The sequence below is a fragment of the Pseudoduganella sp. HUAS MS19 genome, from assembly GCF_053615455.1.
This window is the reverse complement of sequence record NZ_CM132133.1, coordinates 460,906-486,116: the sequence shown is the minus strand read 5'-3', so window position 1 is coordinate 486,116 and position 25,211 is coordinate 460,906. Positions and strand designations below refer to the sequence as shown.

Sequence of the window (25,211 nt, the reverse complement as noted above, 5' to 3'; positions counted from 1 at the left end):
GTCAGGGGTCGGCCCGTGGCAACCTTGGGGTCAGACCCCAAGGTTGCCACGGGCCGGGCTGGAATAATGGCGGCTTAAGGATTGTGCCGGCGCTTTGTGCGAGAATTGGTCGGATTTTTAACCTTGATAACTTGATGACGATGAGCAACCGTAATGTCCTGCTGGCGATCGCCTTTGTAAGCTTTGGCATGATCGGCGCGGCAATGTATCTCCAGCATGTGCTGTACCTGATGCCTTGCCCGCTGTGCGTGATCCAGCGCTACCTGTTCATCGCGATCGGCATTGCGGCGTTGATCGGCGCCTTTGCCTCCAGGCCGAAAATCGCGGCCGGCGTCGGGCTGCTGGCGGCTCTGGGCGGCATGGGCGTGGCCATCAAGCAGTTGTGGGTCCTGGCCCACCCCGGCCTGTCCTGCGGCATCGATCCCATGGAAACGCTGCTGAACAAAATCCCCACTTCCGAATACCTGCCATGGCTGTTCTACGCGGAAGGCTTGTGCCAGGATGCGAATGAAAAGTTCCTGGGCCTGGTGGTTCCGATGTGGTCCTGCATCTGGTTCGGTATCCTGGCGATCGTCAGCGCGTGGCTGGTGCTGCGCAAGCGCGCATGAAAGACCAGGTCACGGCCGGGATCACGCTTGGCGCCTTGCAGCGCAAGCCGCTGCTCGATCCGGTCGACCAGCGCATCCTGGTCTGCCACGCGCTGGGCATCGGCCGCACGGCGTTGATTACCCAGTCCGACCGCGTGCTGAACGCGGAGGAGGCGGCGCGCGTGGCGGCCTTGCTGCAGCGCCGCCATGATGGCGAGCCGGTGGCTTATATCGTCGGCCAGCGCGAATTCTTCGGTCTCGCATTCGAGACCACCCCGGCGGTGTTGATCCCGCGCCCCGATACGGAACTGCTGGTGGAACTGGCGCTGGTGCGCCTGCCGCCGCGCGGCAAGGTGCTGGACATGGGCACCGGCAGCGGTGCCATCGCCGTGGCCATCGCCCATAGCCGGCCGGATGCCGGCGTGACGGCACTGGACGTGAGCCAGGAAGCCCTGGCTGTGGCCAGGCGCAATGCGCAGCGTAACGGCGCCAATGTACGCTTCCTGCACAGCGACTGGTACGCTGCGGTGGAAGGCGAGCAGTTTGACCTGATCGTCTCCAACCCGCCCTATATCGCGGATGGCGACCGCCACCTGTCGGAGGGCGACCTGCGCTTCGAACCAAGCGGTGCGCTGACCGATTTTGCCGATGGACTGAGCGCACTGCGCACCATCATTTCCGGTGCCCAGGCCAAACTGGCGCCGGGTAGCTGGCTGCTGATGGAACATGGCTACGACCAGCCGGCCGCGGTGCGCGAGCTTTTATTGTCATCCGGTTACACTGAAGTGCAAAGCTGGCAAGACCTGGCCGGCATCGAGCGGGTCAGCGGCGGCCGCCGCCCCGGGTAAAATACGGCAACATGCGGCTTCCCGGCCGTTTTTGGGGGGCATCGTACGCGCTTTTCGGTTTTCGGTTAATCTCGCACCAATTTGATTTGCTGCATCGGAAAGGAAGCAAATTGTCCAATCTATTGACACGCCGCCTGGCCTTGTTGGCCGACGATAAGCACCGTGCGGTGCTGGGCGGCGGCCTGCGCGGCATTGAGCGAGAAACCTTACGTGTACAAGCGGATGGCCACCTGGCGCATACGCCCCATCCCCGGCCCCTGGGCTCTGCCCTGACCCACCCGCACATCACCACCGATTACGCAGAGACGCTGCTGGAGTTCATCACCCCGGCGGAACACGATATTGCAACCACGCTGGAAAAACTCGATGCAATCCACCGTTTCAGCTATACCAAGTTGGGCGATGAACTGATCTGGAGCCAGTCCATGCCTTGCGAGCTGCCGGCCGAAGAGGACATCGAGATCGCGTGGTACGGCAAGTCCAACCTGGGCATGCTGAAGCACGTTTACCGCCGCGGCTTGGCGCTGCGCTATGGCAAGGCGATGCAGTGCATCGCCGGCATCCACTACAACTATTCGCTGGACGAGCGCCTGTGGCGCATCCTGGCCGAGAACGAAGGCGCGACCAACGTCACGCCCAAGGCTTACCAGTCGGAAGCCTACCTGGCGACCATCCGCAACTTCCGCCGCTATAGCTGGCTGCTGATGTACCTGTTCGGTGCTTCGCCGGCGCTGGCCGAGGGTTTCCTGCGCGGCCGGCCGCACAAGCTGGAAAAGCTGTCCGGCGACACGCTCTACCTGCCGTATGCGACCAGCCTGCGCATGAGCGACCTGGGTTACCAGAACGAAGCGCAATCGGGCCTGCATCCGCACGAGAACAGCCTGGATTCCTACGTGGCCACGCTGACCAAGGCGGTCAACCAGCCTTACGAGCCGTATGCAAAGATCGGCACCAAGGTCAATGGCGAGTGGGTCCAGCTGTCGACCAACGTGATCCAGATCGAGAACGAGTATTACTCGACGATCCGGCCGAAGCGCGTGATCAATACCGGCGAGCGTCCGATCCAGGCGCTGTGCAACCGCGGCGTGCAGTACATCGAGGTGCGCTGCATGGACGTGGACCCGTTCGAGCCGGTCGGCATCAACGTGCAGACGGGCCGCTTCCTCGACGTGTTCCTGCTGTTCTCCGCGCTGGAGGAAAGCCCGCTGATCACGCCCGAACATGGCGCACTGCTGGCGCGCAATTTCGCACGCACGGTGAAGGAAGGCCGCCGTCCCGGCCTGAACCTGACCCGCGGCGGCGAGGAAGTCACGCTGAAGCAGTGGGGCCTGGACCTGCTGGAGCGCTTCAAGCCGGTGGCGGAGCTGCTGGACCGCGAGCACGGCAGCCGCGAACACATGGCGGCACTGGAAGCGCAGGCGGCCAAGCTGCACGATCCGGAACTCACGCCGTCAGCCCGCGTGCTGCAGGCGCTGCGCGCGAACGGCAAGTCGTTCACCGCCTTCGGCCTGCAGCAGAGCGAGAAGCATGCGGCCTACTTCCGCAGCCATCCGCCGAGCGCGCAAGATGTGGCGCGCTTCGACGACATGGCGCGCGTTTCCATCGCCGAGCAGGAACATCTGGAGCGCACCCAGACCGGGAGCTTCGACGATTACGTCAAGGCCTACCGGGCCAGCAACCTGTGCCCGAACCACTGCACCTGACCCTTGCTCACCTTCTTTAACGAACAGCACGCACAACAACTCGGCGGGACGGCCCATCTGGTCGGGTCCGTGCAGGCCGAGCTGGAGCGCCGCGGGCTGGGACAGATCGTGACCCCGCAAAGCGTGCCGCTGACTGCGCTGGAGCGCACGCACAGCCCGCGCTATCTGGCCTTCCTGCGCAACGCCTGGAGCGAGTCGCAGTCGCACAAGGAATTCATCGGCTATCCGGGCATTGTTCCGCAACAGCTTGCGATACGCACCATGCGTACCGATATCGAGCCGGAGGATTTCCGCGCCCGGCTTGGGCTGTATGCGATGGATACCTTCACTGCAATCGGCGCCGGCACCTGGAGCGCGGCCAAAGGCGGCGCCGACTGCGCGGTCAACGCGGCGCATGCCTTGCGGGTTGGCGAGCGCGGCAGCTTTGTGCTGACCCAGCCGCAAGGCCATCACGCGGGGGCCGATTTTTGCGGCGGCTACAGCTACCTGAATAATGCGGCACTGGCCGCCCAGCACCTGCTCGATGACGGCATGTCCAGGGTGGCGATCCTCGACCTCGATTACCAGCATGGCAACGGCGCGCAGGGCATCTTCTATGAACGGGCCGATGTGCTTTGCCTGTCGATCCATGCCGACCCGCGCCATGCCTACCCTTACTTCTGCGGCCACGCCGATGAAACAGGCGGGGGCGCCGGCCTGGGCTACAACGTCAACATCCCCCTGGTTCCGGGCGCCAATGCGCAGGCCTGGTTTGCCGCGCTGGAAACGGCTTGCGTGCGCCTGTCCATGTACCGTCCGGAGGCGCTGGTGGTGGCGCTGGGCGGTAATATCTTCCATGGCGAGCAGCATGGCGGCTTCGGGCTGGCGCCTGCCGACTTCCTGCGCCTGGGCGAACGCCTGGCATGGCTCGGCGTTCCGACCACCTTCCAGCTGGAAGGCGGCACCGTCCGGCGCGAGCTGGGCATCAATATCGTCAACGTGCTGGAAGGCTTTGACTGCGCGATGGTCTAGGATTAGCCGGGCAGCGCCAGCCGCGCTTCCAGGCCGCCGCCCTCACGCTGGTGCAGCGTCAGGTTCCCGCCCATTGCAGTTGCCAGCTGGCGGGCGATAGCCAGGCCCAGGCCCGTGCCGCCGGTCTCGCGGCTGCGGGAAGACTCCAGCCGCACGAACGGCTCGAAAACCGCTTGCAGCGATTCAGCCGGGATGCCCGGGCCCCGATCCAGCACCTGGATGACGATGCCGCGCTGCTCCCGGGCGCCGTCCGTACGCGCAACGTGCACCTCGGCGCGGCCGCCGAACTTGAGCGCGTTGTCGATCAGGTTGCCCAGCACGCGGCGCAGCGCCTGCGGCCGCAGTTCCATCGCGTGGCCGACCGTGCCGTGCAGCGTCACGTCCTGCCCGGCGTCGGTGTAATCGTGCACCATGCTCTCGAGCAGCGCGTCAGGGTCGATGCGCGTGGGAGCTTCCGAGGTGCCGTGCAGGGTGCGCGCGTAAGCTACGCCTTCTTTCACCAGCTGCTCCATTGCCTTCAGGTCCTGCCGCAGTTTCGACTGCTGCGCCTCGTCATCCATCATATCGACCCGCAAGCGCATGCGCGTAATCGGCGTCTGCAGATCATGCGAGATCGAAGCAAGGATCTGGATGCGCTCCGCCATATAGCCGGCAATGCGCTGCTGCATGGCGTTGAACGCGCGCGCTGCACGCGCGACTTCCGACGGTCCGCTTTCCGGCAGGTGGGCCCCCTGCATGTCGGGGCCCAGCGCATCGGCAGCCAGCGCAAGCTGTTCCAGCGGCCGTGTGGCCAGGCGTACGGCCAGCCAGCAGCACAAGGCAAACACCGCCAGCTGCGCCGCCATCAGGGCGCCAAACCAGGGCGACATGGGCACGTCGCGCATCGGGCGGAAATCAATCGTCAACGGCATGCCGTCGCTCAACTCCAGGTGCACCTGATAGCGTTCGCGCTCGCCGGGGATCTGGTGCACGGTGAGCTTGTACTTTTTGCCGATGCCCTCTTCGAAGGAGCGCACTGCATTGGCCTCGATCACTTCCAGGTGCGGCAGCGACTCGTCGCACGCCTCGAGGCGGAACTCATAGCTGCGCCGCGCCAGGCGCGGCAGCCATTCCAGGCGCTGGACGGGAGGAAGCGCATCGAGCAGGGCAACCGAAGTGGCAACCTCGCGTTCGATATAGCCCTTCATCATATTGGTGGTAGCCTCGTTCCGCTCGCGCATGGTGAGCCAGAACGACAAGCCTTGTGCCACGGCCACGCCAAGGCATAGCAGCAGGGCGAGGCGCGCGAACAGCGAACGCGGCCAGTGCAGGCGCATCATGGCTCGCCTGCCGCCAGCGTGACGGCGGCCGAGAAGACATAGCCTTCGCTGCGCAAGGTCTTGATGTAGCGCGGTTCGCGCGCCGTATCGCGCAGGCGCTGGCGCACGCGGCTCACCAGCAGGTCGATCGAGCGGTCGAACTGGTCGGCATTGCGGCCCTGGGTCAGGTTCAGCAGTTGGTCGCGCGTCAATACGCGCTGCGGGTGGTCGAGGAAGACGCGCAGCAGGCGGTATTCGGCACCGCTCAGCGCGACTTGCGTGCCGTCGGCATCGAGCAGGTGGCGCGCCACCGTGTCAAGCCGCCAGTCGCCGAACGCCAGCATCGGCACCGATTCGTTGACTTGCATATTCGGCGGCAGCATGCGCGTGCGGCGCAGCACGGCGTTGATGCGCGCCAGCAGTTCGCGTACGGCGAAAGGCTTGGGCAGGTAATCGTCCGCCCCCATTTCCAGGCCGATGATGCGGTCGGTCTCGTCGTTGCGCGCGGTCAGCATCAGCACCGGAATGGCCTTGTGCTTGCCGGCGCGCAGGTCGCGGCATAGCGCCAGGCCGTCTTCTCCCGGCAGCATCAGGTCCAGCACGATCAGGTCCGGCGTGTCTTCCTCGATCACGCCGCGCATCTGGCGGCCGTTGGCTGCCAGCGAGGTGCGCAGGCCGTTCTTGTGCAAATAGGCGCCGATCAACTCGCGGATATCACGGTCGTCGTCAACGATCAGGATGTGGTCTTGGTTTTCCATAAGGCCATGATACCCAATGCCCGGGGGAGATTTGTATCCCAGTGTGTACAGCCGGACCAGGTACACAATACATTGCACAGGAGGGGGGGCGGCGAAATATGCCGGATACCTGCAGGCGGTCCAATGGAGTCATTCCAAAACACGGAGCCGACCATGACCAACCCGCTCGACACTCCCCTGGCCTTCCTGGCAGGGCTGCTGACCATCGCCTCGCCCTGCGTGCTGCCGATGCTGCCCATCCTGCTGGGCTCCGGCGTCAACCAGCGCAAGCGCAGCCGGCCGCTGTTCATCGTGGCCGGCTTCATCCTGAGCTTTGCCAGCTTCGCCATGCTGCTGGGCGTGGTCTCGGCCACCGTTGACGTGGCGCAGGAAGCGCTGCGCAATACCGCTATCGCCCTGCTTGCCCTGTCCGGCCTGTTCCGCGTGTGGCCGGCGCCATATGCGTGGCTGATCGCACGCCTGCCGGGCCGCGGAGGCAGCGCCGCCGCCCCGCGCCAGGACGATGGCAGCAACGGCGGTGCCTTCCTGCTCGGCGTCTCGCTGGGTGCGGTCTGGACACCGTGCGCCGGGCCGGTGCTCGCTTCCATCCTGGTGCTGGTGGTGAAGGCGCAAGACCCGGCCTGGTCCGCCCTGCTGCTCACGCTGTATGCCATCGGCGCTGCGTTGCCAATGCTCGGCATTATTTACGGCGGCCAGTACGCCACCCAGCGCGTGCGTTCGGTGGCGCGCCATGCCCAACGCCTGCAGCAAGTGTTCGGCGTGCTGGTGCTGGCCACCGCCATCGCGATTTATCTGCAATACGACGTCCTGGCCTATTCCTGGGCCGCCCAACACCTCCCAACCCTGAAAGGACTGTGAATATGAAGAACTACCTGAAATTCCTGGCTGCCGCGGCTACCCTGGTCGGCGCCAGCGCCAGTGCGGCAACGGCCCCGTTCGAAGCCCCCGAATTCAGCGGCATCACCCAATGGCTGAACAGCGAGCCGCTCACGATGAAGCAACTGCGTGGCAAGGTGATACTGGTTGATTTCTGGACCTACGACTGCATAAACTGTATCAACACCCTGTCGCATGTCGTGAAGTGGCACGACAAGTACAAGGACAAGGGCTTGGTCGTGGTCGGCGTCCATACGCCGGAATACGCTTTCGAGCGCAAGACCGAGAATGTACGCACCGCGTTGAAGCGTTTCGATATACGCTATCCAGTCGCCCAGGACAACCGCTACGCCACCTGGAACGCGTACAACAACCGCTACTGGCCGGCTTTCTATCTTGTCAACAAGAAGGGCCAGGTAGTGTACACCCACTTCGGTGAAGGCCGGTACGAGCAAACCGAAGCGCGGATCCAGCAACTGCTGGCACAAACCGAGTGAGTCGACGATGAGCGAAAAATTTTTCAAAAATAGCTTGCAATTAAATCGCACACTATCTATAGTGTGCACATGGGCAGCAAACCAGGCCCCGGAAACTGGAAACAAATAGCACGCTAGTTAATCGCTCACTACTCACGAAAAGGAAAACCATCATGGCAAAGATCTCCAACATCCTGTACCGCGCAAACGCAACTTCCACCGGCGGCCGCGAGGGCAAATCCACCTCCAGCGACAGCGCCCTGGACGTCAAGCTGACCACGCCAAAAGAACTGGGCGGCAATGGCGTCTTCGGTACCAATCCGGAGCAGCTTTTTGCCGCCGGCTACTCGGCCTGCTTCATTGGCGCCCTGAAGTTCGTTGGCGGCCGCGACAAGATCGCCGTACCGGCTGACGCGTCGATCAACGCCACCGTCGGTATCGGCCCGATCGAGACCGGCTTCGGCATCGAAGTGGAGTTGAAGATCTCGCTGCCAGGCGTGGACCGCGCCACCGCAGAAAAACTGGTGAACGCCGCCCACATCGTCTGCCCGTACTCGAACGCGACACGCGGCAACATCGACGTCACCCTGACCATCGTATAAGCAAGCAAGTGCCCGGCGGCAACGGCAGCCGGGCCCACCTAAGAGGAGAAATATCATGAAAGCATTTGCCACCATCATCGCTTCCGCCGCCCTGGCTCTCTCCACTGCCGCCCAGGCAACGCCGCCCGCTACCGGCAGCGGCGAAGGCTACCAGGCCGACACCAATTTCGTCTCGACCAAGACCCGCGCGGAAGTCAAGGCGGAGACCATCGCCGCCCTGCGCCGCGGCGAGATCCTGAACGGCGAGCTGTATCCGCTGGACTTTGCCTCCCCGACCCGCGGCAAAACCCGCGCCCAGGTGAAGGCCGAGCTGGCCGCTGCCCTCCGGAATGGCGAGATACGCATCGAGCAGTAAGCTGGCATAAAATGGTCGCCTCCCTATCAAGCGAGGCGACCAATGATTGAATGGCAGTGGCTGGACTTCAACAGCATTCCCAACGCAGACCTGTACGAGCTGCTGCGGCAGCGGCAAGAGGTCTTCGTGATCGAACAGCAGTGTTTTTACTCCGATATGGACGGCTACGATGAAGCGGCTCACCACCTGCTCGGTTGGCAAACCGTGGAAGGTAAGCGCACGCTGGCCGCTTACCTGCGCTGCATCGCGCCGGGCATCAAATATCCTGAAATGTCGCTGGGCCGCGTGCTGACGACGCAGGCTGCACGCGGCAGCGGCGCGGGCCGCCAGTTGATCGCCGAAGGGATCCGCTACGCCGAAGCGCTGCATCCCGGTCATCGTATACGCATCGGCGCCCAGGCCCACCTGGAGAAGTTCTACGGCAGTTTCGGCTTCCGGGCGGTGGGCGAACCCTATGACGAGGACGGCATTCCACACCTGGAGATGCTGCGCTGAGCAAAAAAAAACGGCCCGCAGGCCGTTTCTTTTTAGGGCTCCCGCCTGCTCAAGGAGCAGTGACGGAAATCACTTCGATCTCGAAGATCAAGGGGGCGTTTGCCGGAATGCTGCCCTGCGAACTGTTGCCATAGGCCTGGTCGGCCGGGATGATCAGGGTGCGTTTGCCGCCCGCTTTGACGCCAATCAGGCCCGTCTCCCAACCCTGGATGACTTTATTGTCGCCCAGCTTGACCGAGAGCGGAGTGCCGGTGATGCGCGAGGTATCGAATCGCAGCCCCTTTTTGTCGGTCACGCTATCGTTGTACAGGTAGCCGCTGTATTGCACGGACAGGGTGTGGCCTTTGGCGGCGGCCAGGGTGCCTGTGCCCGTCACATCGTCGGTGATCTTGAATGCAGGCTGGGTGGTCTGGGCAGGTGGCGAAGCATTGACCGCAGTCAGTTCGATGTCGTAAACCACGGCGGTATTTGGCGGCACAATGACATTCCCGGCGTTGTCTTTGCGGCCATCCTTGCCCCATGCCATATTGGCAGGAACGAGCAGCGTGCGCTTGCCGCCCACCTTCATGCCAAGAATGCCCAGGTCCCATCCCTGGATGCGGCTATCGACATTCAGCAGGAATGAAAACGGCGCCGTGGAGGTTTCGAATTGTGCGCCTTTTTTATCGGTCTTGCTCTCGTCGTGCAGGTAGCCGGTATAGTTGATCGTCACCAGGTTCCTGGTCGCGGCGATGGCGCCGGTGCCGATTACGGTGTCAATCTTGGGAACCAGCGACAGCGTGGTAAACGCCACCACCTCGAGCTCGTAAACCACGGCGGTATTGGCTGGCACTTGCACTTTCCCGCTCGCGTCGGTAAAACCCGCAGGACCGAACGCCATGTTTGCAGGAATCAGCCAGGTGCGTTTGCCGTTCACTTTCATGCCGACCAGGCCCTGGTCAACGCCGGGGATCAGCGCACCGACGCCAACGGTGGCCACTTGCGGCGCTCCGGCGCGCGCAAACAAGAACTGGTCGCCTTTCTTACCAGGCTTGGTCTCGTCGTACAGGAAGCCCGCAGCATAAAAAGACACGAGGTCACCGTTTGCCACGGATGCCTCGCCAGTCCCGACGACTTCAGTTGTCGCCAAGCTATAGGAAGGCTGCGGCGGCAGGGGAGTGGTCGGTTCGTTATTGGAACCACCGCCGCAGGCCGTCAGCGCCGCGGCGCAAGCCAGGATGGCGATTGCCTTGAACATCGAGTTCTTCATTTCAATCTTGCCTATTCGTCAAATGAGTCGGGGATAACGGAGCAGAAGTTTAGCAGACCGTTAATTCCCCCTCCATACGACGCAACTTCCGTTACAAATTAAATTTCCACTTGTGTGCCGAGCTCGATGACACGGTTTGGCGGGATCTGGTAGTAGTCGGCTGCGGCGCGCGCATTGCGCGACATGGCCACGAACAGGTGCTCGCGCCAGGGCGCCATGCCGGCGCCCGGCGACGAAATCACGGTCTGGCGCGCGATGAAGAAGGACGTTTCCATCATCTCGAACTTGAGGCCTTTTTCCTCGCACAGGGCCATGATGGCCGGCACATCCGGCTCATCCTTGAAGCCGTAACTGATATTCAACTGGTAGCACTCGTGGCCCAGCGCTGTGACGCGCACCTGCTCCTCGGCCGGCACATAGGGTTCTTCCACAATGTGCACGGTGAAGAACACCACGCGCTCATGCAGCACCTTGTTGTGCGACAGGTTGTGCAGCAGCGCGTGCGGTACGCCATCGCTTTCGCCGCGCAGGAACACTGCCGTACCCGGCACGCGCGTCGGCGGCGCCATGAACAGGGAGTTCAGGAAATCTTCCAGCGGGATGGCGTGCTTTTCCAGGTTCTTGAACACCAGCTCACGGCCGGTGCGCCAGGTCAGCATGGTCGTAAACAGCGCGGTACCGAGCAGCAGCGGGAACCAGCCGCCGTGGAACAGCTTCAGGGCCGACGACGAGAACAGCATGATGTCGATCACGATGAAGAAGCCGGTCGCGGCAAAGCACAGCAGCAGCGGCAGGTGCCAGCGGTAGCGGATCACGAAGAAGGTCAGGATGGTCGTCGCCAGCATGGTCGCGGTCACGGCGATACCGTAGGCGCCTGCCAGGTCGTCCGAGTTCTGGAAACCGATGACAGCGATCAGCACCACGATCAGCTGCAGCCAGTTCACCACTGGAATGTAAATCTGGCCGATCTCGCTTTCCGAAGTGTGCTGCACGCGCATGCGCGGCAGCATGCCCAGCGCAATAGCTTGCTTGGTCATCGAGAAGGTGCCGGAAATGGTTGCCTGCGATGCGATCACTGCCGCGGCAGTGGACAGCACCACCAGCGGGTAGACGCTCCAGGCGCCCAGCTGGTTATAGAACGGGTTGGCGATCGCCTCCGGGTTGCGGATCAGCAGCGCACCCTGGCCGAAGTAGTTCAGCACCAGGGCCGGGAAGGCGACCCAGAACCATGCCATGCGGATCGGGCGCTTGCCGAAATGGCCCATATCGGCGTACAGCGCCTCGGCACCGGTGATCGCCAGCACCACGGCGCCCAGCGCGACGAAGGCGATGAAGCCATTGTCGCGCATGAAGATGATGGCATGGTAAGGATTCAGCGCCGCGAGGATGGCCGGGGTTTCGACGATATTCACGACCCCCATGGCCGCCAGCACGGCAAACCAGATCGTCATGACCGGCCCGAAGAAACGGCCGATGCCGGCCGTGCCGTGGCGCTGCACGGAGTACAACGTGACCAGCACCACAATCGTCAGCGGCACGACGTAATGCGCCAGGCCTGGGGCGGCGACTTCCAGGCCCTCGATCGCGCCCAGCACGGAAATGGCCGGGGTGATGACGGAGTCGCCATAGAACATGGTGGCGCCAAAGGTGCCGATCAGCAGCAGCGGAAAGTGCGCTTTCGGGGCAGCCTTGTGCACGGAATTCAGCGCCAAGGCCATCAGGGCCATGATGCCGCCCTCGCCGCGGTTGTCGGCGCGCAGCACCAGGCTGACGTACTTCAGCGACACGATCAGCGTCAGGCTCCAGAAGATCAGGGAAATGATGCCCAGCAAATTGGCTTGGTTGAGCACTAACCCGTGGGTGGGGTGGAAGACGGTTTTGAGGGTATAGAGGGGGCTGGTACCGATATCGCCGTATACGATGCCGATCGCGGCCAGCGTCAGCGCAGCAACGCTGCTTTTCTTATGTAGTGACAAGATTTCACCCAAATTGGTTTTGGTGCATCGCACAATAGGCCAACTATAGGCCTTTTGCAAGTTTTTCAGCCGCCGGTGAAAACTTGGCGGATGTGCTATTTTCCATCTTTACGCAAAGAAAATCATCGCTCTCATGAATACCGGCATGCTGTACGCCGCAGGCGCTTTCCTGTCCTGGGGATTGTTCCCGCTGTATTTTCACGCAATTAAGAATGTGCCGGCGTCCGAGATCCTGGCGCATCGCATGGCTTGGTCGCTGCTGTTCCTGATGCTGGTGCTGCTGGTGCGCAGGCAATGGAAATGGCTGCCGCAAGTGCTGCGCCAGCCCAGGGTGGTGGCCAGTTTCGTGGCCAGCGCTTTCCTGCTGAGCGCAAACTGGTTTGTCTATATCTGGGCCGTGAACAACGGCCATGTGGTGGATGCCAGCCTGGGTTACTTCATCAACCCGCTGGTGAACGTACTGCTGGGCATGCTGGTGCTGAAGGAAAAACTGCGCCGCGGCCAGTGGATCGCCATCGGCGTCGCCGCCACCGGCGTGGCCTGGCTGACCTGGCAGGCTGGGCAGGTGCCCTATATCGCGCTGGTGCTGGCCCTGAGCTTTGGCGCGTATGGCTTGCTGCGCAAGACGGCGGCGCTGGCGGCGCTGGAAGGCTTGTCTTTCGAGACCCTGATCCTGTTCCCGCTGGCGGTGGCCTACCTCGGCTGGCTGGTATACAACGGCCAGAGCGTATTCCTGAATGCGGAATCGGACAGTACGCGCTGGTTGCTGGCGGCGGCCGGCCCAACCACCGCTATCCCGTTGCTGCTGTTTGCGGCAGGCGCGCGCCGTATACCGATGTCGGTGCTGGGCATGCTGCAATACATGTCGCCATCGCTGCAAATGCTGCTGGGCGTGTGGGTATTCCATGAAGCATTTTCCTCGACCAGGCTGGTGGGCTTCCTGCTTATCTGGAGCGCCTTGGCCATCTATATGCTCGAAGGGTGGTTAACCAGCAGAAAGGCGAGTTGAGTGTCGGAAAATTTTACATGGTTATCTCTTTGATAACTTAATTTTCCTACATCCAATAGAAATTACCCTTTAAAAATCAAGGACCTGGAAAGCAGCGGCAAGTGCTAGGCACAATGCTTGCTTTATCAGCGTGGATTAACTCGGGAGAATTCCACATGGTAAGCAAAAAGTTATTGGCAGGTATCGCCGCATTGCTCTGCGCTGCTAACGTCCACGCCCTGCCAATGTCGCTAAGCAAGACTGTCAATGCGGGCAACCATCTGGTATCGGGCGCCGGCAAGGCGTTCGAAGTCAATATCAACGACCTGCTGGCAAGCAATGGCCTGAGCAGCAACGCCATCGCCCTGGGCCAGTTGACTGTGCTCGGGCACTCGGCCGCAGAATACAAATTCAACTACAGCGATTTGGGCCGCTACGCATATTCGGGCACCAGCTCCCACTACAACTCGGGCGCCTGCAAGCACGGCGGCTGCAGCGTAACCGACTACGTGTATAACCGGACCGGCCACCGGTATCACTACGACTTCGTTGCCGACACGATGAGGGTGTCGGTCGGCGATGCCGACGGCAGCGACACGACCGCGTGGCAGCAAAGCTATACCGGCTACAAGACCACCGAAGATGACAGGGATGGCAGCGCGCGCTGGGGCTGGGATATCTACAACACTACCGCAGATGACTATTATGGTTCCTACAGCGGCGCCCTGAGCGTCACCCTGAACCTGGACAGCAAAGCACTGGCCGATATCATGAAGGATGGCGTCCTGGGCCTGTCGATCTGGGGCAGCCGCGGACAGTTCAACGTCGACAGCCTGCGCCTGGATTTGCTGGCCAACGTACCGGTCCCTCCAACCGACGTGCCACTGCCAACCAGCCTGCTGCTGACCGGCCTGGGCCTGGCGGCGCTGGCCACGGTGCGCCGCCGCAAAGCATAAGCAGCTGCACTTGCGCGCAAAAGGACCCGGCACTTGCCGGGTCTTTTTTTATGCGCCACCACAATGCGCTAAACTAGCGCCTTTACGAACCGACAAGAACACATACCGTGGCCAATTACGTCTATACCATGAACCGCGTGGGCAAAATCGTCCCACCGAAACGCCAGATTCTGAAGGATATTTCGCTCTCCTTCTTCCCGGGCGCCAAGATCGGCGTGCTGGGCCTGAACGGCTCCGGCAAATCGTCCCTGCTGAAGATCATGGCGGGCATCGACACCGACATCCAGGGCGAAGCACGCCCGATGCCGGGCCTGAACATCGGTTACCTGCCACAGGAACCGCAACTCGATCCTGAAAAAACCGTCCGCCAGGAAGTGGAATCCGGCCTGGGCGAAGCCTTCAACGCGCAAGCCCTGCTGGAAGCGGTATACGCCGCCTACGCTGAACCGGACGCCGACTTCGACGCCCTGGCCAAGGAACAGGAGCGCCTGGAATCGATCATCGCTGCTGCCGACGGCGGCAACCTGAACCTGCAGCTGGAGATGGCAGCCGACGCGCTGCGCCTGCCGCCTTGGGAACAGAAGATCGGCGTGCTGTCCGGTGGTGAGAAGCGCCGCGTGGCGCTGTGCAAACTGCTGCTGTCGAAGCCAGACATGCTGCTGCTCGACGAACCGACCAACCACCTGGATGCAGAATCGGTGGAATGGCTGGAACAGTTCCTGGTGCGCTTCCCGGGCACCGTGGTGGGCATTACCCACGACCGCTACTTCCTCGATAACGCCGCCGAATGGATCCTGGAACTGGACCGCGGCCACGGCATCCCATGGAAAGGCAATTACTCTTCCTGGCTGGACCAGAAGCAGGCCCGCCTGAAACAGGAGGAAGCCACCGAGTCCGCGCGCCAGAAGGCGCTGCAGAAGGAACTGGAATGGTCGCGCCAGAACCCGAAGGCGCGCCAGGCCAAGTCCAAGGCCCGTATGGCGCGCTTCAATGAACTGAGCGAATACGAATACCAGAAGCGCAACGAGACCCAGGAGATCTTCATCCCTGTGGCCGAACGCCTGGGCAACGATGTGATCGAGTTCAAGAACGTCAGCAAATCGTTTGGCGACCGCCTGCTGATCGACAACCTGTCCTTCATCATTCCACCGGGTGCGATCGTCGGCATCATCGGCCCGAACGGCGCCGGCAAGTCGACCCTGTTCAAGATGATCGCGGGGATCGAACAGCCTGACAGCGGCGAAGTAGCAATCGGCAAGACCGCCAAGATTTCGCTGGTGGACCAGAGCCGCGACAAACTGGATAACGAAAAGACCGTGTTCGAGGCAGTGTCCGGCGGTGCCGACATCCTGAGCGTGGGCCGTTTCGAGATGCCGTCGCGCGCTTATGTGGGCCGTTTCAACTTCAAGGGCTCTGACCAGCAGAAAATCGTTGGCAACCTGTCCGGCGGTGAACGTGGCCGACTGCATTTGGCCAAGACCCTGCTGATGGGCGGTAACGTCCTGCTGCTGGACGAACCGTCCAACGACCTGGACGTGGAAACCCTGCGTGCGCTGGAAGATGCCTTGCTGGAATTCGCCGGCTCCGTGATGGTGATTTCCCACGACCGCTGGTTCCTGGACCGTATTGCGACCCACATCCTGGCCTTCGAGGGCGATTCCCAGGTGACCTTCTTTGCGGGTAACTACCAGGAATACGAAGCCGACAAGAAGAAGCGTCTGGGTGAAGAGGGCGCGAAGCCGAAGCGTATTCGTTATAAGCCGCTGCACGGCTAAACCCGGCAACGCAGGGTCAGACCCAAGGGTCTGGCCCGAGTATGCCAACGCCGCGTAGCTGGTTGTGCGCCTGTTATCGGTTTAAGAAGGAGCCAAAATGCGTAAGCAATTCCTATGTGGACTGGTGTTAGCCAGCGCAGGTGCCGTTGCGCACGAGGCCCCGATCGACAAACTGAGCTGGCTGGCCGGCTGCTGGTCGCACACCGGCGCCGAGCAGGGTTCCATGGAAATGTGGACCCTGCCCGCCGGCGGCACCATGCTGGGCGTCGCCCGCACGGTGAAAAACGGCAAGACAGTCGAGTGGGAACACACGATGATCCGGGAAACCGAGCCGGGCATCTGGGCCTATGTGGCCAAGCCGAGCCGGCAAGCGGAAGCGGCCTTCCCGATCAAATCGGTCGGTGACGGAGAAGTGGTGTTTGAAAACCCGCAGCACGACTTCCCGCAGCGGATCGTTTACAAGCGCGATGGCGCCGATGGCATCAAGGCGCGCATCGAAGGCGTCTCAAAAGGCAAGGACAAGACCTTTGACTACCCCATGCGGCGGACGCAATGTCCAAATGGAGGGTGAGGCGGGCACAAGGACATTGGCAGCGCAAAGCTGCCGTTGTCGCGCCCGGCCTCGATCGGGACTTTGCGGGGGGAAGCAGCTGAACTGCCCTCCCCCTCGGCTCAGAAGCTGGCCTTCACGCCCAGGTTGACCGCGCCTTTGCGGCGGCCCTGGTCGATATCGTTCTTGCCGAAGTGTTCGTACTCCAGCACGCCCGACACCTTCTCGGTGAAGGCGTATTCAGCGCCAACCGAGGCGTACAGCGCGTTACGGCTGCTATCGCCGTTATACGCGGCAGCCAGGCCGGTGGCATTCACGTCATTCTTGTTGTGGGCCAGGCCCAGCTTGCCGGTCAGCGAAACCTGCTGGTTGATCGGGAAGGTGCCCTTGCCGGCCAGGTAGAAGGACTTGGCCTTGCTTTCGATGCTGCCGGCGCCGGCGCCAGTGGTGTAGTTGTACGACTGCTTACCGAAATCTACATAACCGGCTTCCACACCCCAGGTCTTGTCGATCTGCACGCCACCGAAGATCTTGCCACCGTACTCGGTGGTTTTCTTGTCACCGTCAGTGGTGTCGTTCGGCAGGGTGTATTTGTTCGAGTTCGCCACAACGCCGGCGCCGATGTACGGCTTCAGTTCCTGGGCCTGGACGGACGCCGCGCTCAGGGCAACGGCGGAAGTGATGAGTGCGAGTGCGATTTTTTTCATGTTCGTGATCTTTCAGCAAAAGTAAGTCGGACTTGCCTGGGATCGCGCTTCGGCTGTGGAAGTGCGATGGAAAGCACGATAACACTGCCAAAAGTTCAAGGGGGAGACGAACTGGTAAGAATTGTGTGAATTTGTAAGCAACCTTGAATTACCAATGTTCAACCCAAAATGACCGAATTTGGACTCAGATAAGCCTAAATGTCAGGTTGATGCGCGGACCGCAGGGTTTGCGCTCTTTATTGATGCCATGCCGCCAGCAGTGCTGGAGTTTTCCAGCCATCAACAACAGGCTGCCGTCGCTCAGGTCGATCTTGACGGTTTTGGGCTGCTTCTTATGTTTGAGGATGAAGGTGCGCGTCGCACCGAAGCTGACGGATGCGATAGCCGGTAGCGGCCCCAATTCCGGCTCATCGTCGCTGTGGAAGCCCATGCTGTCCTGCTCATTGCGGTAGTAGTTCAGCAGCACGCTGTTGAAGCGCTTGCCGCTCACCGCCTCGACGGCGCGCTTGATGTCAAGCTGCAGCGGGGTGAAAGGCAGCGGCTTGAAGGTACGGCCGGAATAGGTATAGTTTTTCTCGCCATACCAGGCACTCAGGCGCGGTTGCGCCACTTCGCGCCCAAACAGGAAAATGGTCTCTGCCTTCCACGCCGTTTCGCCGAGCAAGCGCTGCATAACTTGCGCGTTATTCACAGCCAGCGGGAGCTGTTGCATGAAATACAGCTCGCCGTCTTCGATCGGGATGGGCAATAACTCGGCTTGAGCGGAAAACAGGTCCATAGGCGTTATCATATAGCAATGGACAAACGTCAATTCCTCGGCGCCGTGGCAGCGGCCGGCGCCCTTCCTTCACTGGGCGCCGCTGCTCCCAAGGCCGAGCGGGGTCCCACGCTGCTGACCGTGACCGGCGCCATTGCCAAGCCGAACCGTGGCAGCTTCGACCGCGTTGCGGACCAGATGATGCACCGCCAGCGCCTGACTTTCGATAAGGCTTTCACTTTCGATTTCGCTGCGCTGGCGGCCCTGCCGGCGATCACGATCAAGCCGACGCTGGAGTACGACAGCCGGCCGCACACCCTGTCCGGCCCGCTGCTGGTGGAGGTCCTGAAGGCCGCTGGTGCCCAGACAGGCAATAACAGCAACCTGATCCTGCGGGCAGTGGATGGCTATGCGGTGGCGGTGACCCTGGCCCGCGCCCGGGCACAGCGCTTTATCGTTGCCACCCATCTGGATGGCGCGCCGATGGCGCTGGGCGGTCTCGGCCCCCTCTGGGCACTCTACGATGCGGATCGGGTACCGGAGATGGCAAGCAGGCCCGTCGGCGAGCGCTTCAGCACCTGCCCCTGGGCCCTGTACCACATTGAGGTTCAGGCGTAAGCTTCAGCCAGCGACATCACGCGCGGGGTGATCGCCACCCCGATGTCGCTGAAGATCTTGTTGATGATGGCCATATTGGCTTCGGCTTCTTCCGCCTTCCAGCCGTTGAACAAGTCCGTGCCATCCTTCTGGAAATGCAGGTCCAGCACCTTGCCGCGGTCCTTGTGCGTGTAGCCGGAACTGTGCACTTGCTTGAAGCCGCCCGCAGCGAGTGCTTCGAGCACGGACGTCGGCGGATTATCCGGGTCGGTTGCCATGTACACGCCGAAAGTCTTGCCAGGCGGTTTGGCGGCAATATCCACTTCGTAGATGCCAGGCGCCTTGGTGACCGACGTGGATTTCAAAAATAACATAGCGTTCCCCTAGAACTGTGTGTGGCTTAGTTGGACAAGCTTATTGCTAACGGCCAATTTTGTCACTCGCCGGGTCTATCTTTTTGCTCCACCACAACAGAAGCCTGGGCAAAAAGCATTACCTGCTCTTCAACTATACTTTTGCACTGCTGATTTACAAGACCGAAGATTAGTTAGGAGTCCTTGACATCTTGCATTTTGCCCATATACTTGGCGCATGGACACGACTTCAACCCGCATTATTTCCGCCATTTCCCGTATCGGCAGCGTGCTGCGCTCGGGCATGTGGGAATTTGCGACCAGCGAAAACCTGAACCCGGCACAGGCTGAGATCCTGCAATTGCTGCACAGCCGCGCGCAGGGCGTACGCTTGTCCTGGCTTGCACGGCAACTCTCGATTTCAGCCGCCAGCGCCAGCGATTCGGTGACGGCATTGGTTGCAAAAGGCCTGGTCCGCAAGGCACGTGCACTGGACGATGGCCGTGCCACTGACCTGCATCTTACCGAGGACGGCCGGCAGGTGGCGCAACGCATCGCGGGCGCCACCGGCTTTGCCGATGAGGCCGTTGCGCAACTGTCGCTCCAGGCCCAGGAACAGTTGCTGGGCGGCTTGCTACAGCTAATCGGACAGTTGCAGAAGACGGAACGCTTCCCTGAATTGCGCGCCTGCCTGTCGTGTACACATTTCCAGCCCGACCGGCACCAGGACGCCACCGCCCCGCACCATTGCGGCCTGGTCGACGCGCCGCTGTCGGTGGCGATGCTGCGCATCGATTGTCCGGACCACCAGCCGGCCAATCCAGCGCAGCAGGTAAAGAATTGGCAGGCCCTCGCATGAGGCCGGCCTTTTTTTGTCCTAAATAGTTAGGACTCCTATTTTATTGAGAGGAGCATCACCATGTCGCGCATCCCATTGAATACCCACGATTCCACCGGCCTGCTGGCGCAGATCCACCAGGCGTTTGGCGCTACCCCGAATATGTTCAAGGCGGTGTCCAATTCGCCGGCCGCTTTAACGAGCATGTGGGGCAGCTTCGGCGCCCTCGGCAACGGCAAGCTCGGCGCCAAGCTGGGCGAGCAGATTGCCGTGGCAATTGCCGACCGCAACGATTGCGAATATTGCCTGGCGGCGCACACTGCACTGGGCCGCAAGGCTGGCGCCTCAGCCGAAGAAATGAGCGCGGCGCAGGCCGGCCAATCGCATGACCCGAAAACCGCTGCCGCGCTACGCTTCGCTGTAGCGGTGGTCAGCAACCGCGCCCGGATCGAGGATGAGCAGGTGGAAGAGCTGCGTGCGGTTGGATTCGGAGATGAGGAAATCGTGGAAATCATGGCCCATGTGGCACTGAACCTGTTCACCAATTATGTGAACGTGGCGTTCAAGGTGCCCGTCGATTTCCCTGGCGTGAAGCTGCGCGCAAAATGAAGCTGCTCGATGCTTTGGCGTGGCTCAACGGGGCTGCACCCGCCATCGAAGGCAAAGTGGTGGCGGTGCACGCCTTCCAGATGCTGTGTCCCGGCTGTGTGGCGCATGGCATCCCGCAGGCGGTGAAGATGCACCAGGCTTTTCCTGAGCTGGAAGTGATCGGACTGCATAGCGTCTTCGAACACCATGACGTGATGACGCCGCGCGCCCTGGAGGTGTTTATCCACGAGTACCGGCTGCCGTTCCCGGTGGCGCTCGACAGGCCCCTTCCGGACTCGCCAGTGCCCGCCACCATGCAGCGCTATGCGTTGCGCGGCACGCCAAGCCTGTTGTTGTTCGACCGCGAAGGACGCTTGCGGCTGAACCATTTCGGGAACATCGACGACATGGTGCTGGGAGGAGTGATCGGGCGCATGCTGGCCGAGCTGCCGGGCAGCACGGCAACGGCAGCCGCCCCGGGCGCCGCGCGGCACGGCGATGGCCAGGCCTGCGACGCGGAGGGATGCGCCATGCCCCGATAGCAGCCAAGCCTTCTGGCGGTGCGCGGCGCTCCGTGCGTTGCGCCCGTCAGGGCTTCCCTTCCCGCTTGCGCGCGGCCAGCGCGATGGTTGGCGGGACAAGCGCGCGGTAGAGCTGGCCAGTTTCCGCGTCCCATGCCATCACGGCATCCTGCTGGCGCAGCACTGTCGCCATGTCGCCGCGCGCTACGGGGCCGGTGAGCGCGGGCGCAGCGCCCAGGCGGAAGGCATTCTCCATCGACTCCAGCGCCAGCGGTCGCGCCAGCTCGCGCGCCACGGCTTCCGGAATGCCGGCCGCCTGGTAGGCGCGCAAGGCCGCATCGATCACGGTAACCAGGTAATTGCTCGCAAAGACTGCCGCCGCGTGGTACACCGTCTTGGCGGCGGGGTCGATCTGCACCGCCCTGGCCCCGATCGCGGCCAGCGCCGGCAGCAGCACATCCAGCGCCGGCTGGTCGCCTTCCACGCCGCAGAATGTGCCGGCAAATCCCGCCGCCACCGCATCAACGTCGGCAAAGCTGCGGATCGGATGCACGCTGGCGACGTAAGCGCCCGCCGCGCGCGCCGCTTGCAGCCGGTCGGATGCCAGCGCACCGCTGCAGTGGAACACCACCGCGCCCTGCAACGGCACGGCAGCCGCCAGCGCCTCGCAAGCCGGCACGATCTGGTCGTCGGTGACGGTCAGCATGTAGACATCGGCCGGCCGCACGGCGCTCACGTCGGCGAGCGCCCTTCCGGCGCCGATGAATGCCGCCGCCTGTGCCGCGCTGCCGGCCGAACGTGCCAGCACATCCTGCACAAGGAAAACGCCGGCCGCGGAAAACAGGCGGCCTAGAACGCGGCCAACATGGCCGCCGCCAACGACAGTCAATCCGCGCATCAGAAACTTGACCCCGGTTGCTTGAGGAATTCGATCTCCTCCGGCGTCGATTCGCGGCCGAGGATGGCGTTGCGATGAGGGAAGCGCCCGAAGCGGCGAATCACCTCGTAATGCTTCTTCGCGTAATCCAGCATGCCCGCATAGCCCGGCGAATCCGCAGCCAGCATTTCGAAAAGGTCCACGCAACGCATCTGCATCGACAAATTCTCCGAATGCTCAAGCGGCATGTACGAAAACGCCCGCTGTGCCGGCGGCAAGGTCTGGTTGGCGCCGGAATCATCCAGCGCCTTGGCCGCCTCCAGCGCCAGGGCATCGCCGGCAAAGGCTTTCGGCGTGCCGCGATAAACATTGCGCGTGAACTGGTCCAGCACGATGATGCGCGCCAGGGTACCCTGCGTGCCCTCGTCGTCCCATTGCCGCAGCCCGCCCAGCAATCCCTGTTCGATCACGTCGCCAAACTGCTGGAAAATTGCCCGGTCAAATGCATCGTCCTTGCGCCACCACTCGGGGCGTTGCAAGTTGTGCCCCTTTGCGCCAATCGGCAGGAACCAGAAATCGAGAACGTCTTGTGAATGAATGACCAAACCTGCCTCCTAATTGCGTGCGTGGGTGACCTGGAAGCTATCGATGCCTTCGTAGTGGGTCATCTCTTCCGCGATACGCGACAGCGGCGAGCCGCTGCGCTTGCTCAATGCCAGCGCGACAAAGCGCCATTCCAGCTTACCCTGGTCCATGCCGATGGTCAGCGAGCCGCCGGCAATCTGGTAGCCGCGCTCCAGTGCCATGGCGCGCAGCTGGTCTTCCTTCGGCTCAAAGCCCGGCTTGAAGCGCATGGTGATTGCAATCGCATGGCGCGACGGCAGCCACGCCTCGACCTTGGACAAGAAGATCATCGACATCGCGCACAGGAAAGCCAGCCCCATGGCGCCGAGATAGAAACCCAGCCCAACGGCCACGCCGATGACCGATGACGCCCAGATCGATGCCGCCGTCGTCAGACCGGAAATATTGAACCCTTCGCGCATGATGACGCCGGCGCCAAGGAAGCCGATACCGGTCACAATGCCTTGCACCACGCGCGTTGGATCGGTACCCACCAGGTCCGACATATGGCCGCCGAACCACAGCGAGGGATAGCCGCACACCACCGTCAGCGCGGCCGACGCCATGCACACCAGCCCATAGGTACGCATGCCCGCCGCTCGCCCGTGATAAGAGCGCTCATAGCCGACCAGCAGGCCAAGCAAGAGCGCACCAACGATATTCATCAGGATCACGAGATTGGTCGCCAGTTCGCCGGACGACCAGTAGGCACGCAGGAAATCTATGCTGGGCATAGCTGCCTCACTTTATGGTTTTGGTGTTTTCTTGGCTGTGAGCTGCTTTTCGAATGCTACATCGAGTTTGCTGACGCGTTTTACCTTTTGCGGACCCTGGGCATTGACGAAGGCCACAAAGTCGTCCAGCTCCATCGGCGAACAGAGCGGCGGCTGGCCTGGTCCTTCCGTCAGGAAGAAATGGCCGCTGCCGGTCATCGTCATTGAATAAGACTGGTTGCCGGAGCGCTCTTTCAGACGGGCCAGCGCGTTGGATGCTTTGGTGGAGCGGCTCATATCGCCTCCGTCCTTTCTTCCAGCCAGCGCAGCGCGTCGCCACTGACATGCGTGGACAGCCGCCGGCGCACGATGGCGTGGTATTCGTTCAGCCAGCGCACCTCGTCTTCGCGCAGCAGGGACCTGTCAATGCAGCGCGTATCGATCGGGCACAGGGTCAAGGTTTCAAAGCGCAGGAACTCACCGAACTCCGAATCCGCAGCAGGCACGTTCAGCACCAGGTTTTCGATGCGTATGCCCCATTTTCCGGGACGATAGATGCCTGGCTCGTTGGAGGTGATCATGCCGGGTTCCATTGCCGTATGCGCATCGGGCGGCGTTGACGGCGAAATCGACTGCGGGCCTTCGTGCACATTGAGGAAGAAGCCGACGCCGTGGCCGGTGCCGTGGCCGAAGTCGATACCGGCCGCCCACAGCGGCGCACGTGCGATCGCATCCAGCATCGGCGACTTCACACCGCGCGGGAACTGGGCGACAGACAGCGCCATCATGCCTTTCAGTACCAGGGTAAAGTCGCGCCTGTGCTCCTGGCTGATGGCGCCAACCGGCACCACACGGGTGATGTCGGTGGTGCCGCCGGTGTACTGGCCGCCTGAATCGAGCAACAGCAGGCCGTCGCCCTCCACCACGGCGCTGCCTTTCGCCGGAGCGCGGTAATGCATGATCGCGCCGTTGGCGTTGAAGCCTGCGATGGTGCCGAAGCTAGGGCTGACGAAGCCCGGACGGCGGCGGCGCGCTTCCAGCAGGTGCTGGCCGATGGCGTATTCGGTCAGCGGTTCACGCTTCGGATCTGCCAAGGTTTGTTCGAGCCAGCAGAAGAACTCACACAGGGCGGCGCCATCCTGCTCCATCGTTGCGCGCACATGGTCGGCTTCCTGCATGGTCTTGCGCGACTTGGCGAAAGTGGTCGGGTTGACCGCCTCGATAACTTTCACGCTGTCGGGCACCGACTGCCGCGTCCCGAACGTAATGCGGCGCGGGTCCAGCAGCAGCGTGCTGCCGGCAGGAATCGCAGCCAGCGCCTGCGCCGCCTCTGCATAAGGCTCGACGAAAACACTGTCGGCCGCCAGCTGGCCTGCCAGACCCGGCTCGATCTTTCCCGCACCGACAAACAGCATGGCGCGCTCCTGGTCCACCAGTGCGTGCGACAGGAATATCGGGTTGTAACTGACATCCGAACCGCGCAGATTGAACAGGTAGGCGATATCGTCCAGCGTCGAGATGATATGGTGGGTCGCACCCTGCCGCTCCATTTCGGCCCGCAGTGCAGCCAGCTTGGCCGCGCGCGTCTTGTCCGCGTAGGGGCGCTGGTGCTCATAGACTGGCGCATCCGGCAGGTCGGGACGGTCGGTCCACACCTCTTCCAGCAGATCGATGCCGGTGCGCATGGCTATGCCGCGTGCCTGCAGCAGGCGGGCTATCGACAGGCCGAGAACGGCGCCATCTACCGCCAGCACCTGGCCTGGCTTCAGTGTTTCGGCCAGCCAGTCCACATACTGCACGCTGGCGCCCGATGAAATTTTCATCAGCTTGATGCCGGTTCCGGCCAGTTCGGCTTCCGCCTGCGTCCAATAACGGCCGTCAGTCCAGACGCCCGCGAAATCCTGCGTGACGATAAAAGTACCGACCGAGCCGGTAAAGCCCGACAGCCATTCCCGCCCTTGCCAGCGCGCCGGCAAATATTCGGACAAATGGGGATCGGAGGAAGGGACCATGCAGGCATCAACCTGATGGCGGCGCATGGCCGCGCGCATGGATTCAAGTCTGGTGCGGATCGAGTCTTTCATAGCGCAATCATACCCCGATTGCGTCATAATGCCTGGCTGCCGCTGCTTT

At 62.2% G+C, this 25,211-nt stretch carries 29 protein-coding genes; 17 read left to right on the top strand and 12 right to left on the bottom strand.

Translation table 11 applies throughout. The annotated features are described in order from the left end of the window. Nucleotides 1-134: 134 nt before the first annotated feature. From ACWBU6_RS02330 to ACWBU6_RS02315, 4 genes are all read left to right on the top strand, one after another. The gene (locus tag ACWBU6_RS02330) at nucleotides 135-608 is read left to right on the top strand and encodes a disulfide bond formation protein B (RefSeq protein WP_452647274.1); all 474 of its coding nucleotides are present in this window, start codon (nucleotides 135-137) and stop codon (nucleotides 606-608) included. Further along, nucleotides 605-1,435, top strand: a complete 831-nt coding sequence (gene prmC, locus ACWBU6_RS02325) for a peptide chain release factor N(5)-glutamine methyltransferase (RefSeq protein WP_452647273.1) — start codon at nucleotides 605-607, stop codon at nucleotides 1,433-1,435. Before ACWBU6_RS02330 ends, prmC begins: the two co-directional genes overlap by 4 nt. A 110-nt stretch (nucleotides 1,436-1,545) precedes the next feature. Further along, nucleotides 1,546-3,138, top strand: a complete 1,593-nt coding sequence (gshA, locus tag ACWBU6_RS02320) for a glutamate--cysteine ligase (protein ID WP_452647272.1) — start codon at nucleotides 1,546-1,548, stop codon at nucleotides 3,136-3,138. A gap of 3 nt (nucleotides 3,139-3,141) precedes the next feature. Beyond that, a complete protein-coding gene (locus ACWBU6_RS02315; protein ID WP_452647271.1) occupies nucleotides 3,142-4,149 on the top strand; it encodes a histone deacetylase family protein in 1,008 nt (335 codons plus the stop codon). A 2-nt stretch (nucleotides 4,150-4,151) separates the two neighbouring features. On the opposite strand, the gene ACWBU6_RS02310 is transcribed toward ACWBU6_RS02315, so the two are convergent. Together ACWBU6_RS02310 and ACWBU6_RS02305 are read right to left on the bottom strand one after the other, a co-directional pair. Further along, on the bottom strand, nucleotides 4,152-5,468 hold the full coding sequence (locus ACWBU6_RS02310) for an ATP-binding protein (protein ID WP_452647270.1): 1,317 nt from the start codon (nucleotides 5,466-5,468) through the stop codon (nucleotides 4,152-4,154). Further along, nucleotides 5,465-6,205, bottom strand: a complete 741-nt coding sequence (locus tag ACWBU6_RS02305; protein WP_452647269.1) for a response regulator — start codon at nucleotides 6,203-6,205, stop codon at nucleotides 5,465-5,467. The genes ACWBU6_RS02310 and ACWBU6_RS02305 overlap by 4 nt, the downstream gene beginning before the upstream one ends. A gap of 153 nt (nucleotides 6,206-6,358) precedes the next feature. Here ACWBU6_RS02305 and ACWBU6_RS02300 point away from each other — a divergent pair, with 153 nt between their 5' ends. The 5 genes from ACWBU6_RS02300 to ACWBU6_RS02280 all read left to right on the top strand — a co-directional run bounded on the left by ACWBU6_RS02300 (nucleotide 6,359) and on the right by ACWBU6_RS02280 (nucleotide 9,009). Beyond that, nucleotides 6,359-7,063 carry a cytochrome c biogenesis CcdA family protein gene (locus ACWBU6_RS02300; RefSeq protein ID WP_452649515.1) on the top strand — a complete coding sequence of 235 codons (705 nt, stop codon included), beginning with the start codon at nucleotides 6,359-6,361 and terminating at the stop codon, nucleotides 7,061-7,063. Nucleotides 7,064-7,065: 2 nt separating this feature from the next. Next, complete coding sequence (locus ACWBU6_RS02295; protein WP_452647268.1) at nucleotides 7,066-7,578, top strand: thioredoxin family protein; 513 nt, start codon at nucleotides 7,066-7,068, stop codon at nucleotides 7,576-7,578. Nucleotides 7,579-7,730: 152 nt separating this feature from the next. Next, entirely contained in the window at nucleotides 7,731-8,159 is a 429-nt protein-coding gene (locus ACWBU6_RS02290; RefSeq protein WP_452647267.1) for an organic hydroperoxide resistance protein, read from the top strand. Between the two features lie 55 nt (nucleotides 8,160-8,214). Next, complete coding sequence (locus ACWBU6_RS02285; RefSeq protein WP_452647266.1) at nucleotides 8,215-8,514, top strand: DUF4148 domain-containing protein; 300 nt, start codon at nucleotides 8,215-8,217, stop codon at nucleotides 8,512-8,514. A gap of 42 nt (nucleotides 8,515-8,556) precedes the next feature. Further along, the gene (locus tag ACWBU6_RS02280; protein ID WP_452647265.1) at nucleotides 8,557-9,009 is read left to right on the top strand and encodes a GNAT family N-acetyltransferase; all 453 of its coding nucleotides are present in this window, start codon (nucleotides 8,557-8,559) and stop codon (nucleotides 9,007-9,009) included. 49 nt (nucleotides 9,010-9,058) lie between these two features. On the opposite strand, the gene ACWBU6_RS02275 is transcribed toward ACWBU6_RS02280, so the two are convergent. Then, nucleotides 9,059-10,258, bottom strand: a complete 1,200-nt coding sequence (locus tag ACWBU6_RS02275; RefSeq protein WP_452647264.1) for an FKBP-type peptidyl-prolyl cis-trans isomerase — start codon at nucleotides 10,256-10,258, stop codon at nucleotides 9,059-9,061. Nucleotides 10,259-10,356: 98 nt separating this feature from the next. Next, complete coding sequence (locus ACWBU6_RS02270; protein WP_452649514.1) at nucleotides 10,357-12,237, bottom strand: potassium transporter Kup; 1,881 nt, start codon at nucleotides 12,235-12,237, stop codon at nucleotides 10,357-10,359. A gap of 130 nt (nucleotides 12,238-12,367) precedes the next feature. Here ACWBU6_RS02270 and rarD point away from each other — a divergent pair, with 130 nt between their 5' ends. From rarD to ACWBU6_RS02250, 4 genes are all read left to right on the top strand, one after another. After that, complete coding sequence (gene rarD, locus ACWBU6_RS02265; RefSeq protein WP_452647263.1) at nucleotides 12,368-13,243, top strand: EamA family transporter RarD; 876 nt, start codon at nucleotides 12,368-12,370, stop codon at nucleotides 13,241-13,243. A 155-nt stretch (nucleotides 13,244-13,398) separates the two neighbouring features. Continuing rightward, nucleotides 13,399-14,178 (top strand): hypothetical protein, encoded by a 780-nt coding sequence (locus tag ACWBU6_RS02260; RefSeq protein WP_452647262.1) that lies wholly within the window; start codon nucleotides 13,399-13,401, stop codon nucleotides 14,176-14,178. 107 nt (nucleotides 14,179-14,285) lie between these two features. After that, nucleotides 14,286-15,953 carry an energy-dependent translational throttle protein EttA gene (gene ettA, locus ACWBU6_RS02255; protein ID WP_452647261.1) on the top strand — a complete coding sequence of 556 codons (1,668 nt, stop codon included), beginning with the start codon at nucleotides 14,286-14,288 and terminating at the stop codon, nucleotides 15,951-15,953. 97 nt (nucleotides 15,954-16,050) lie between these two features. Then, a complete protein-coding gene (locus tag ACWBU6_RS02250; protein WP_452647260.1) occupies nucleotides 16,051-16,524 on the top strand; it encodes a DUF6265 family protein in 474 nt (157 codons plus the stop codon). Between the two features lie 101 nt (nucleotides 16,525-16,625). Here ACWBU6_RS02250 and ACWBU6_RS02245 read toward each other — a convergent pair whose 3' ends face one another. Then, complete coding sequence (locus ACWBU6_RS02245) at nucleotides 16,626-17,210, bottom strand: porin family protein (protein ID WP_452647259.1); 585 nt, start codon at nucleotides 17,208-17,210, stop codon at nucleotides 16,626-16,628. 184 nt (nucleotides 17,211-17,394) lie between these two features. After that, nucleotides 17,395-17,988, bottom strand: a complete 594-nt coding sequence (locus tag ACWBU6_RS02240) for an alpha-ketoglutarate-dependent dioxygenase AlkB family protein (protein WP_452647258.1) — start codon at nucleotides 17,986-17,988, stop codon at nucleotides 17,395-17,397. An 18-nt stretch (nucleotides 17,989-18,006) separates the two neighbouring features. Here ACWBU6_RS02240 and ACWBU6_RS02235 point away from each other — a divergent pair, with 18 nt between their 5' ends. Beyond that, the gene (locus ACWBU6_RS02235) at nucleotides 18,007-18,585 is read left to right on the top strand and encodes a molybdopterin-dependent oxidoreductase (RefSeq protein ID WP_452647257.1); all 579 of its coding nucleotides are present in this window, start codon (nucleotides 18,007-18,009) and stop codon (nucleotides 18,583-18,585) included. Here the strand turns inward: ACWBU6_RS02235 and ACWBU6_RS02230 are convergent. Continuing rightward, nucleotides 18,576-18,938 (bottom strand): hypothetical protein, encoded by a 363-nt coding sequence (locus tag ACWBU6_RS02230; protein ID WP_130316215.1) that lies wholly within the window; start codon nucleotides 18,936-18,938, stop codon nucleotides 18,576-18,578. The two genes, ACWBU6_RS02235 and ACWBU6_RS02230, sit on opposite strands and share 10 nt — an antisense overlap. A gap of 217 nt (nucleotides 18,939-19,155) precedes the next feature. Between ACWBU6_RS02230 and ACWBU6_RS02225 the strand changes: the two genes are divergently transcribed. Genes ACWBU6_RS02225 through ACWBU6_RS02215 form a run of 3 tightly spaced genes read left to right on the top strand, consistent with a single transcriptional unit; the run spans nucleotide 19,156 to nucleotide 20,885 of the window. Next, the gene (locus ACWBU6_RS02225) at nucleotides 19,156-19,776 is read left to right on the top strand and encodes a MarR family winged helix-turn-helix transcriptional regulator (RefSeq protein ID WP_452647256.1); all 621 of its coding nucleotides are present in this window, start codon (nucleotides 19,156-19,158) and stop codon (nucleotides 19,774-19,776) included. A gap of 60 nt (nucleotides 19,777-19,836) precedes the next feature. After that, entirely contained in the window at nucleotides 19,837-20,364 is a 528-nt protein-coding gene (locus ACWBU6_RS02220) for a carboxymuconolactone decarboxylase family protein (protein WP_452647255.1), read from the top strand. Continuing rightward, nucleotides 20,361-20,885, top strand: a complete 525-nt coding sequence (locus tag ACWBU6_RS02215) for a peroxiredoxin family protein (protein WP_452647254.1) — start codon at nucleotides 20,361-20,363, stop codon at nucleotides 20,883-20,885. The genes ACWBU6_RS02220 and ACWBU6_RS02215 overlap by 4 nt, the downstream gene beginning before the upstream one ends. 46 nt (nucleotides 20,886-20,931) lie before the next feature. Here ACWBU6_RS02215 and ACWBU6_RS02210 read toward each other — a convergent pair whose 3' ends face one another. From ACWBU6_RS02210 to ACWBU6_RS02190, 5 genes are read right to left on the bottom strand one after another with little or no spacing between them, the layout of a single operon-like run. Then, complete coding sequence (locus ACWBU6_RS02210; RefSeq protein ID WP_452647253.1) at nucleotides 20,932-21,762, bottom strand: Rossmann-like and DUF2520 domain-containing protein; 831 nt, start codon at nucleotides 21,760-21,762, stop codon at nucleotides 20,932-20,934. Further along, nucleotides 21,762-22,346: a DUF924 family protein gene (locus ACWBU6_RS02205; protein WP_452647252.1), complete on the bottom strand. Its 585-nt coding sequence runs from the start codon at nucleotides 22,344-22,346 to the stop codon at nucleotides 21,762-21,764. The genes ACWBU6_RS02210 and ACWBU6_RS02205 overlap by 1 nt, the downstream gene beginning before the upstream one ends. Nucleotides 22,347-22,355: 9 nt before the next feature. Then, the gene (locus ACWBU6_RS02200) at nucleotides 22,356-23,099 is read right to left on the bottom strand and encodes an MgtC/SapB family protein (protein ID WP_452647251.1); all 744 of its coding nucleotides are present in this window, start codon (nucleotides 23,097-23,099) and stop codon (nucleotides 22,356-22,358) included. A gap of 12 nt (nucleotides 23,100-23,111) precedes the next feature. Continuing rightward, nucleotides 23,112-23,375, bottom strand: a complete 264-nt coding sequence (locus tag ACWBU6_RS02195; protein ID WP_452647250.1) for a hypothetical protein — start codon at nucleotides 23,373-23,375, stop codon at nucleotides 23,112-23,114. Further along, on the bottom strand, nucleotides 23,372-25,162 hold the full coding sequence (locus ACWBU6_RS02190; protein WP_452647249.1) for an aminopeptidase P family protein: 1,791 nt from the start codon (nucleotides 25,160-25,162) through the stop codon (nucleotides 23,372-23,374). The genes ACWBU6_RS02195 and ACWBU6_RS02190 overlap by 4 nt, the downstream gene beginning before the upstream one ends. Nucleotides 25,163-25,211 lie beyond the last annotated feature (49 nt).

Excerpts from the sequence above, each read along its gene's own strand:
- ACWBU6_RS02230 (WP_130316215.1), bottom strand. The coding sequence starts at position 18,938 with ATGTTATTTTTGAAATCCACGTCGGTCACCAAGGCGCCTGGCATCTAC.
- ACWBU6_RS02285 (WP_452647266.1), top strand. The coding sequence starts at position 8,215 with ATGAAAGCATTTGCCACCATCATCGCTTCCGCCGCCCTGGCTCTCTCC.
- ACWBU6_RS02225 (WP_452647256.1), top strand. The coding sequence starts at position 19,156 with ATGGACACGACTTCAACCCGCATTATTTCCGCCATTTCCCGTATCGGC.
- ACWBU6_RS02200 (WP_452647251.1), bottom strand. The coding sequence starts at position 23,099 with ATGCCCAGCATAGATTTCCTGCGTGCCTACTGGTCGTCCGGCGAACTG.
- ACWBU6_RS02235 (WP_452647257.1), top strand. The coding sequence starts at position 18,007 with ATGGACAAACGTCAATTCCTCGGCGCCGTGGCAGCGGCCGGCGCCCTT.
- ACWBU6_RS02250 (WP_452647260.1), top strand. The coding sequence starts at position 16,051 with ATGCGTAAGCAATTCCTATGTGGACTGGTGTTAGCCAGCGCAGGTGCC.
- rarD (WP_452647263.1), top strand. The coding sequence starts at position 12,368 with ATGAATACCGGCATGCTGTACGCCGCAGGCGCTTTCCTGTCCTGGGGA.
- ACWBU6_RS02245 (WP_452647259.1), bottom strand. The coding sequence starts at position 17,210 with ATGAAAAAAATCGCACTCGCACTCATCACTTCCGCCGTTGCCCTGAGC.
- ACWBU6_RS02290 (WP_452647267.1), top strand. The coding sequence starts at position 7,731 with ATGGCAAAGATCTCCAACATCCTGTACCGCGCAAACGCAACTTCCACC.
- ACWBU6_RS02295 (WP_452647268.1), top strand. The coding sequence starts at position 7,066 with ATGAAGAACTACCTGAAATTCCTGGCTGCCGCGGCTACCCTGGTCGGC.
- ACWBU6_RS02305 (WP_452647269.1), bottom strand. The coding sequence starts at position 6,205 with ATGGAAAACCAAGACCACATCCTGATCGTTGACGACGACCGTGATATC.
- ACWBU6_RS02215 (WP_452647254.1), top strand. The coding sequence starts at position 20,361 with ATGAAGCTGCTCGATGCTTTGGCGTGGCTCAACGGGGCTGCACCCGCC.
- prmC (WP_452647273.1), top strand. The coding sequence starts at position 605 with ATGAAAGACCAGGTCACGGCCGGGATCACGCTTGGCGCCTTGCAGCGC.
- ACWBU6_RS02210 (WP_452647253.1), bottom strand. The coding sequence starts at position 21,762 with ATGCGCGGATTGACTGTCGTTGGCGGCGGCCATGTTGGCCGCGTTCTA.
- ACWBU6_RS02220 (WP_452647255.1), top strand. The coding sequence starts at position 19,837 with ATGTCGCGCATCCCATTGAATACCCACGATTCCACCGGCCTGCTGGCG.
- ACWBU6_RS02330 (WP_452647274.1), top strand. The coding sequence starts at position 135 with ATGACGATGAGCAACCGTAATGTCCTGCTGGCGATCGCCTTTGTAAGC.
- ACWBU6_RS02300 (WP_452649515.1), top strand. The coding sequence starts at position 6,359 with ATGACCAACCCGCTCGACACTCCCCTGGCCTTCCTGGCAGGGCTGCTG.
- ACWBU6_RS02275 (WP_452647264.1), bottom strand. The coding sequence starts at position 10,258 with ATGAAGAACTCGATGTTCAAGGCAATCGCCATCCTGGCTTGCGCCGCG.
- ACWBU6_RS02195 (WP_452647250.1), bottom strand. The coding sequence starts at position 23,375 with ATGAGCCGCTCCACCAAAGCATCCAACGCGCTGGCCCGTCTGAAAGAG.
- ACWBU6_RS02240 (WP_452647258.1), bottom strand. The coding sequence starts at position 17,988 with ATGGACCTGTTTTCCGCTCAAGCCGAGTTATTGCCCATCCCGATCGAA.
- ACWBU6_RS02280 (WP_452647265.1), top strand. The coding sequence starts at position 8,557 with ATGATTGAATGGCAGTGGCTGGACTTCAACAGCATTCCCAACGCAGAC.
- ACWBU6_RS02260 (WP_452647262.1), top strand. The coding sequence starts at position 13,399 with ATGGTAAGCAAAAAGTTATTGGCAGGTATCGCCGCATTGCTCTGCGCT.
- ACWBU6_RS02190 (WP_452647249.1), bottom strand. The coding sequence starts at position 25,162 with ATGAAAGACTCGATCCGCACCAGACTTGAATCCATGCGCGCGGCCATG.
- ACWBU6_RS02310 (WP_452647270.1), bottom strand. The coding sequence starts at position 5,468 with ATGATGCGCCTGCACTGGCCGCGTTCGCTGTTCGCGCGCCTCGCCCTG.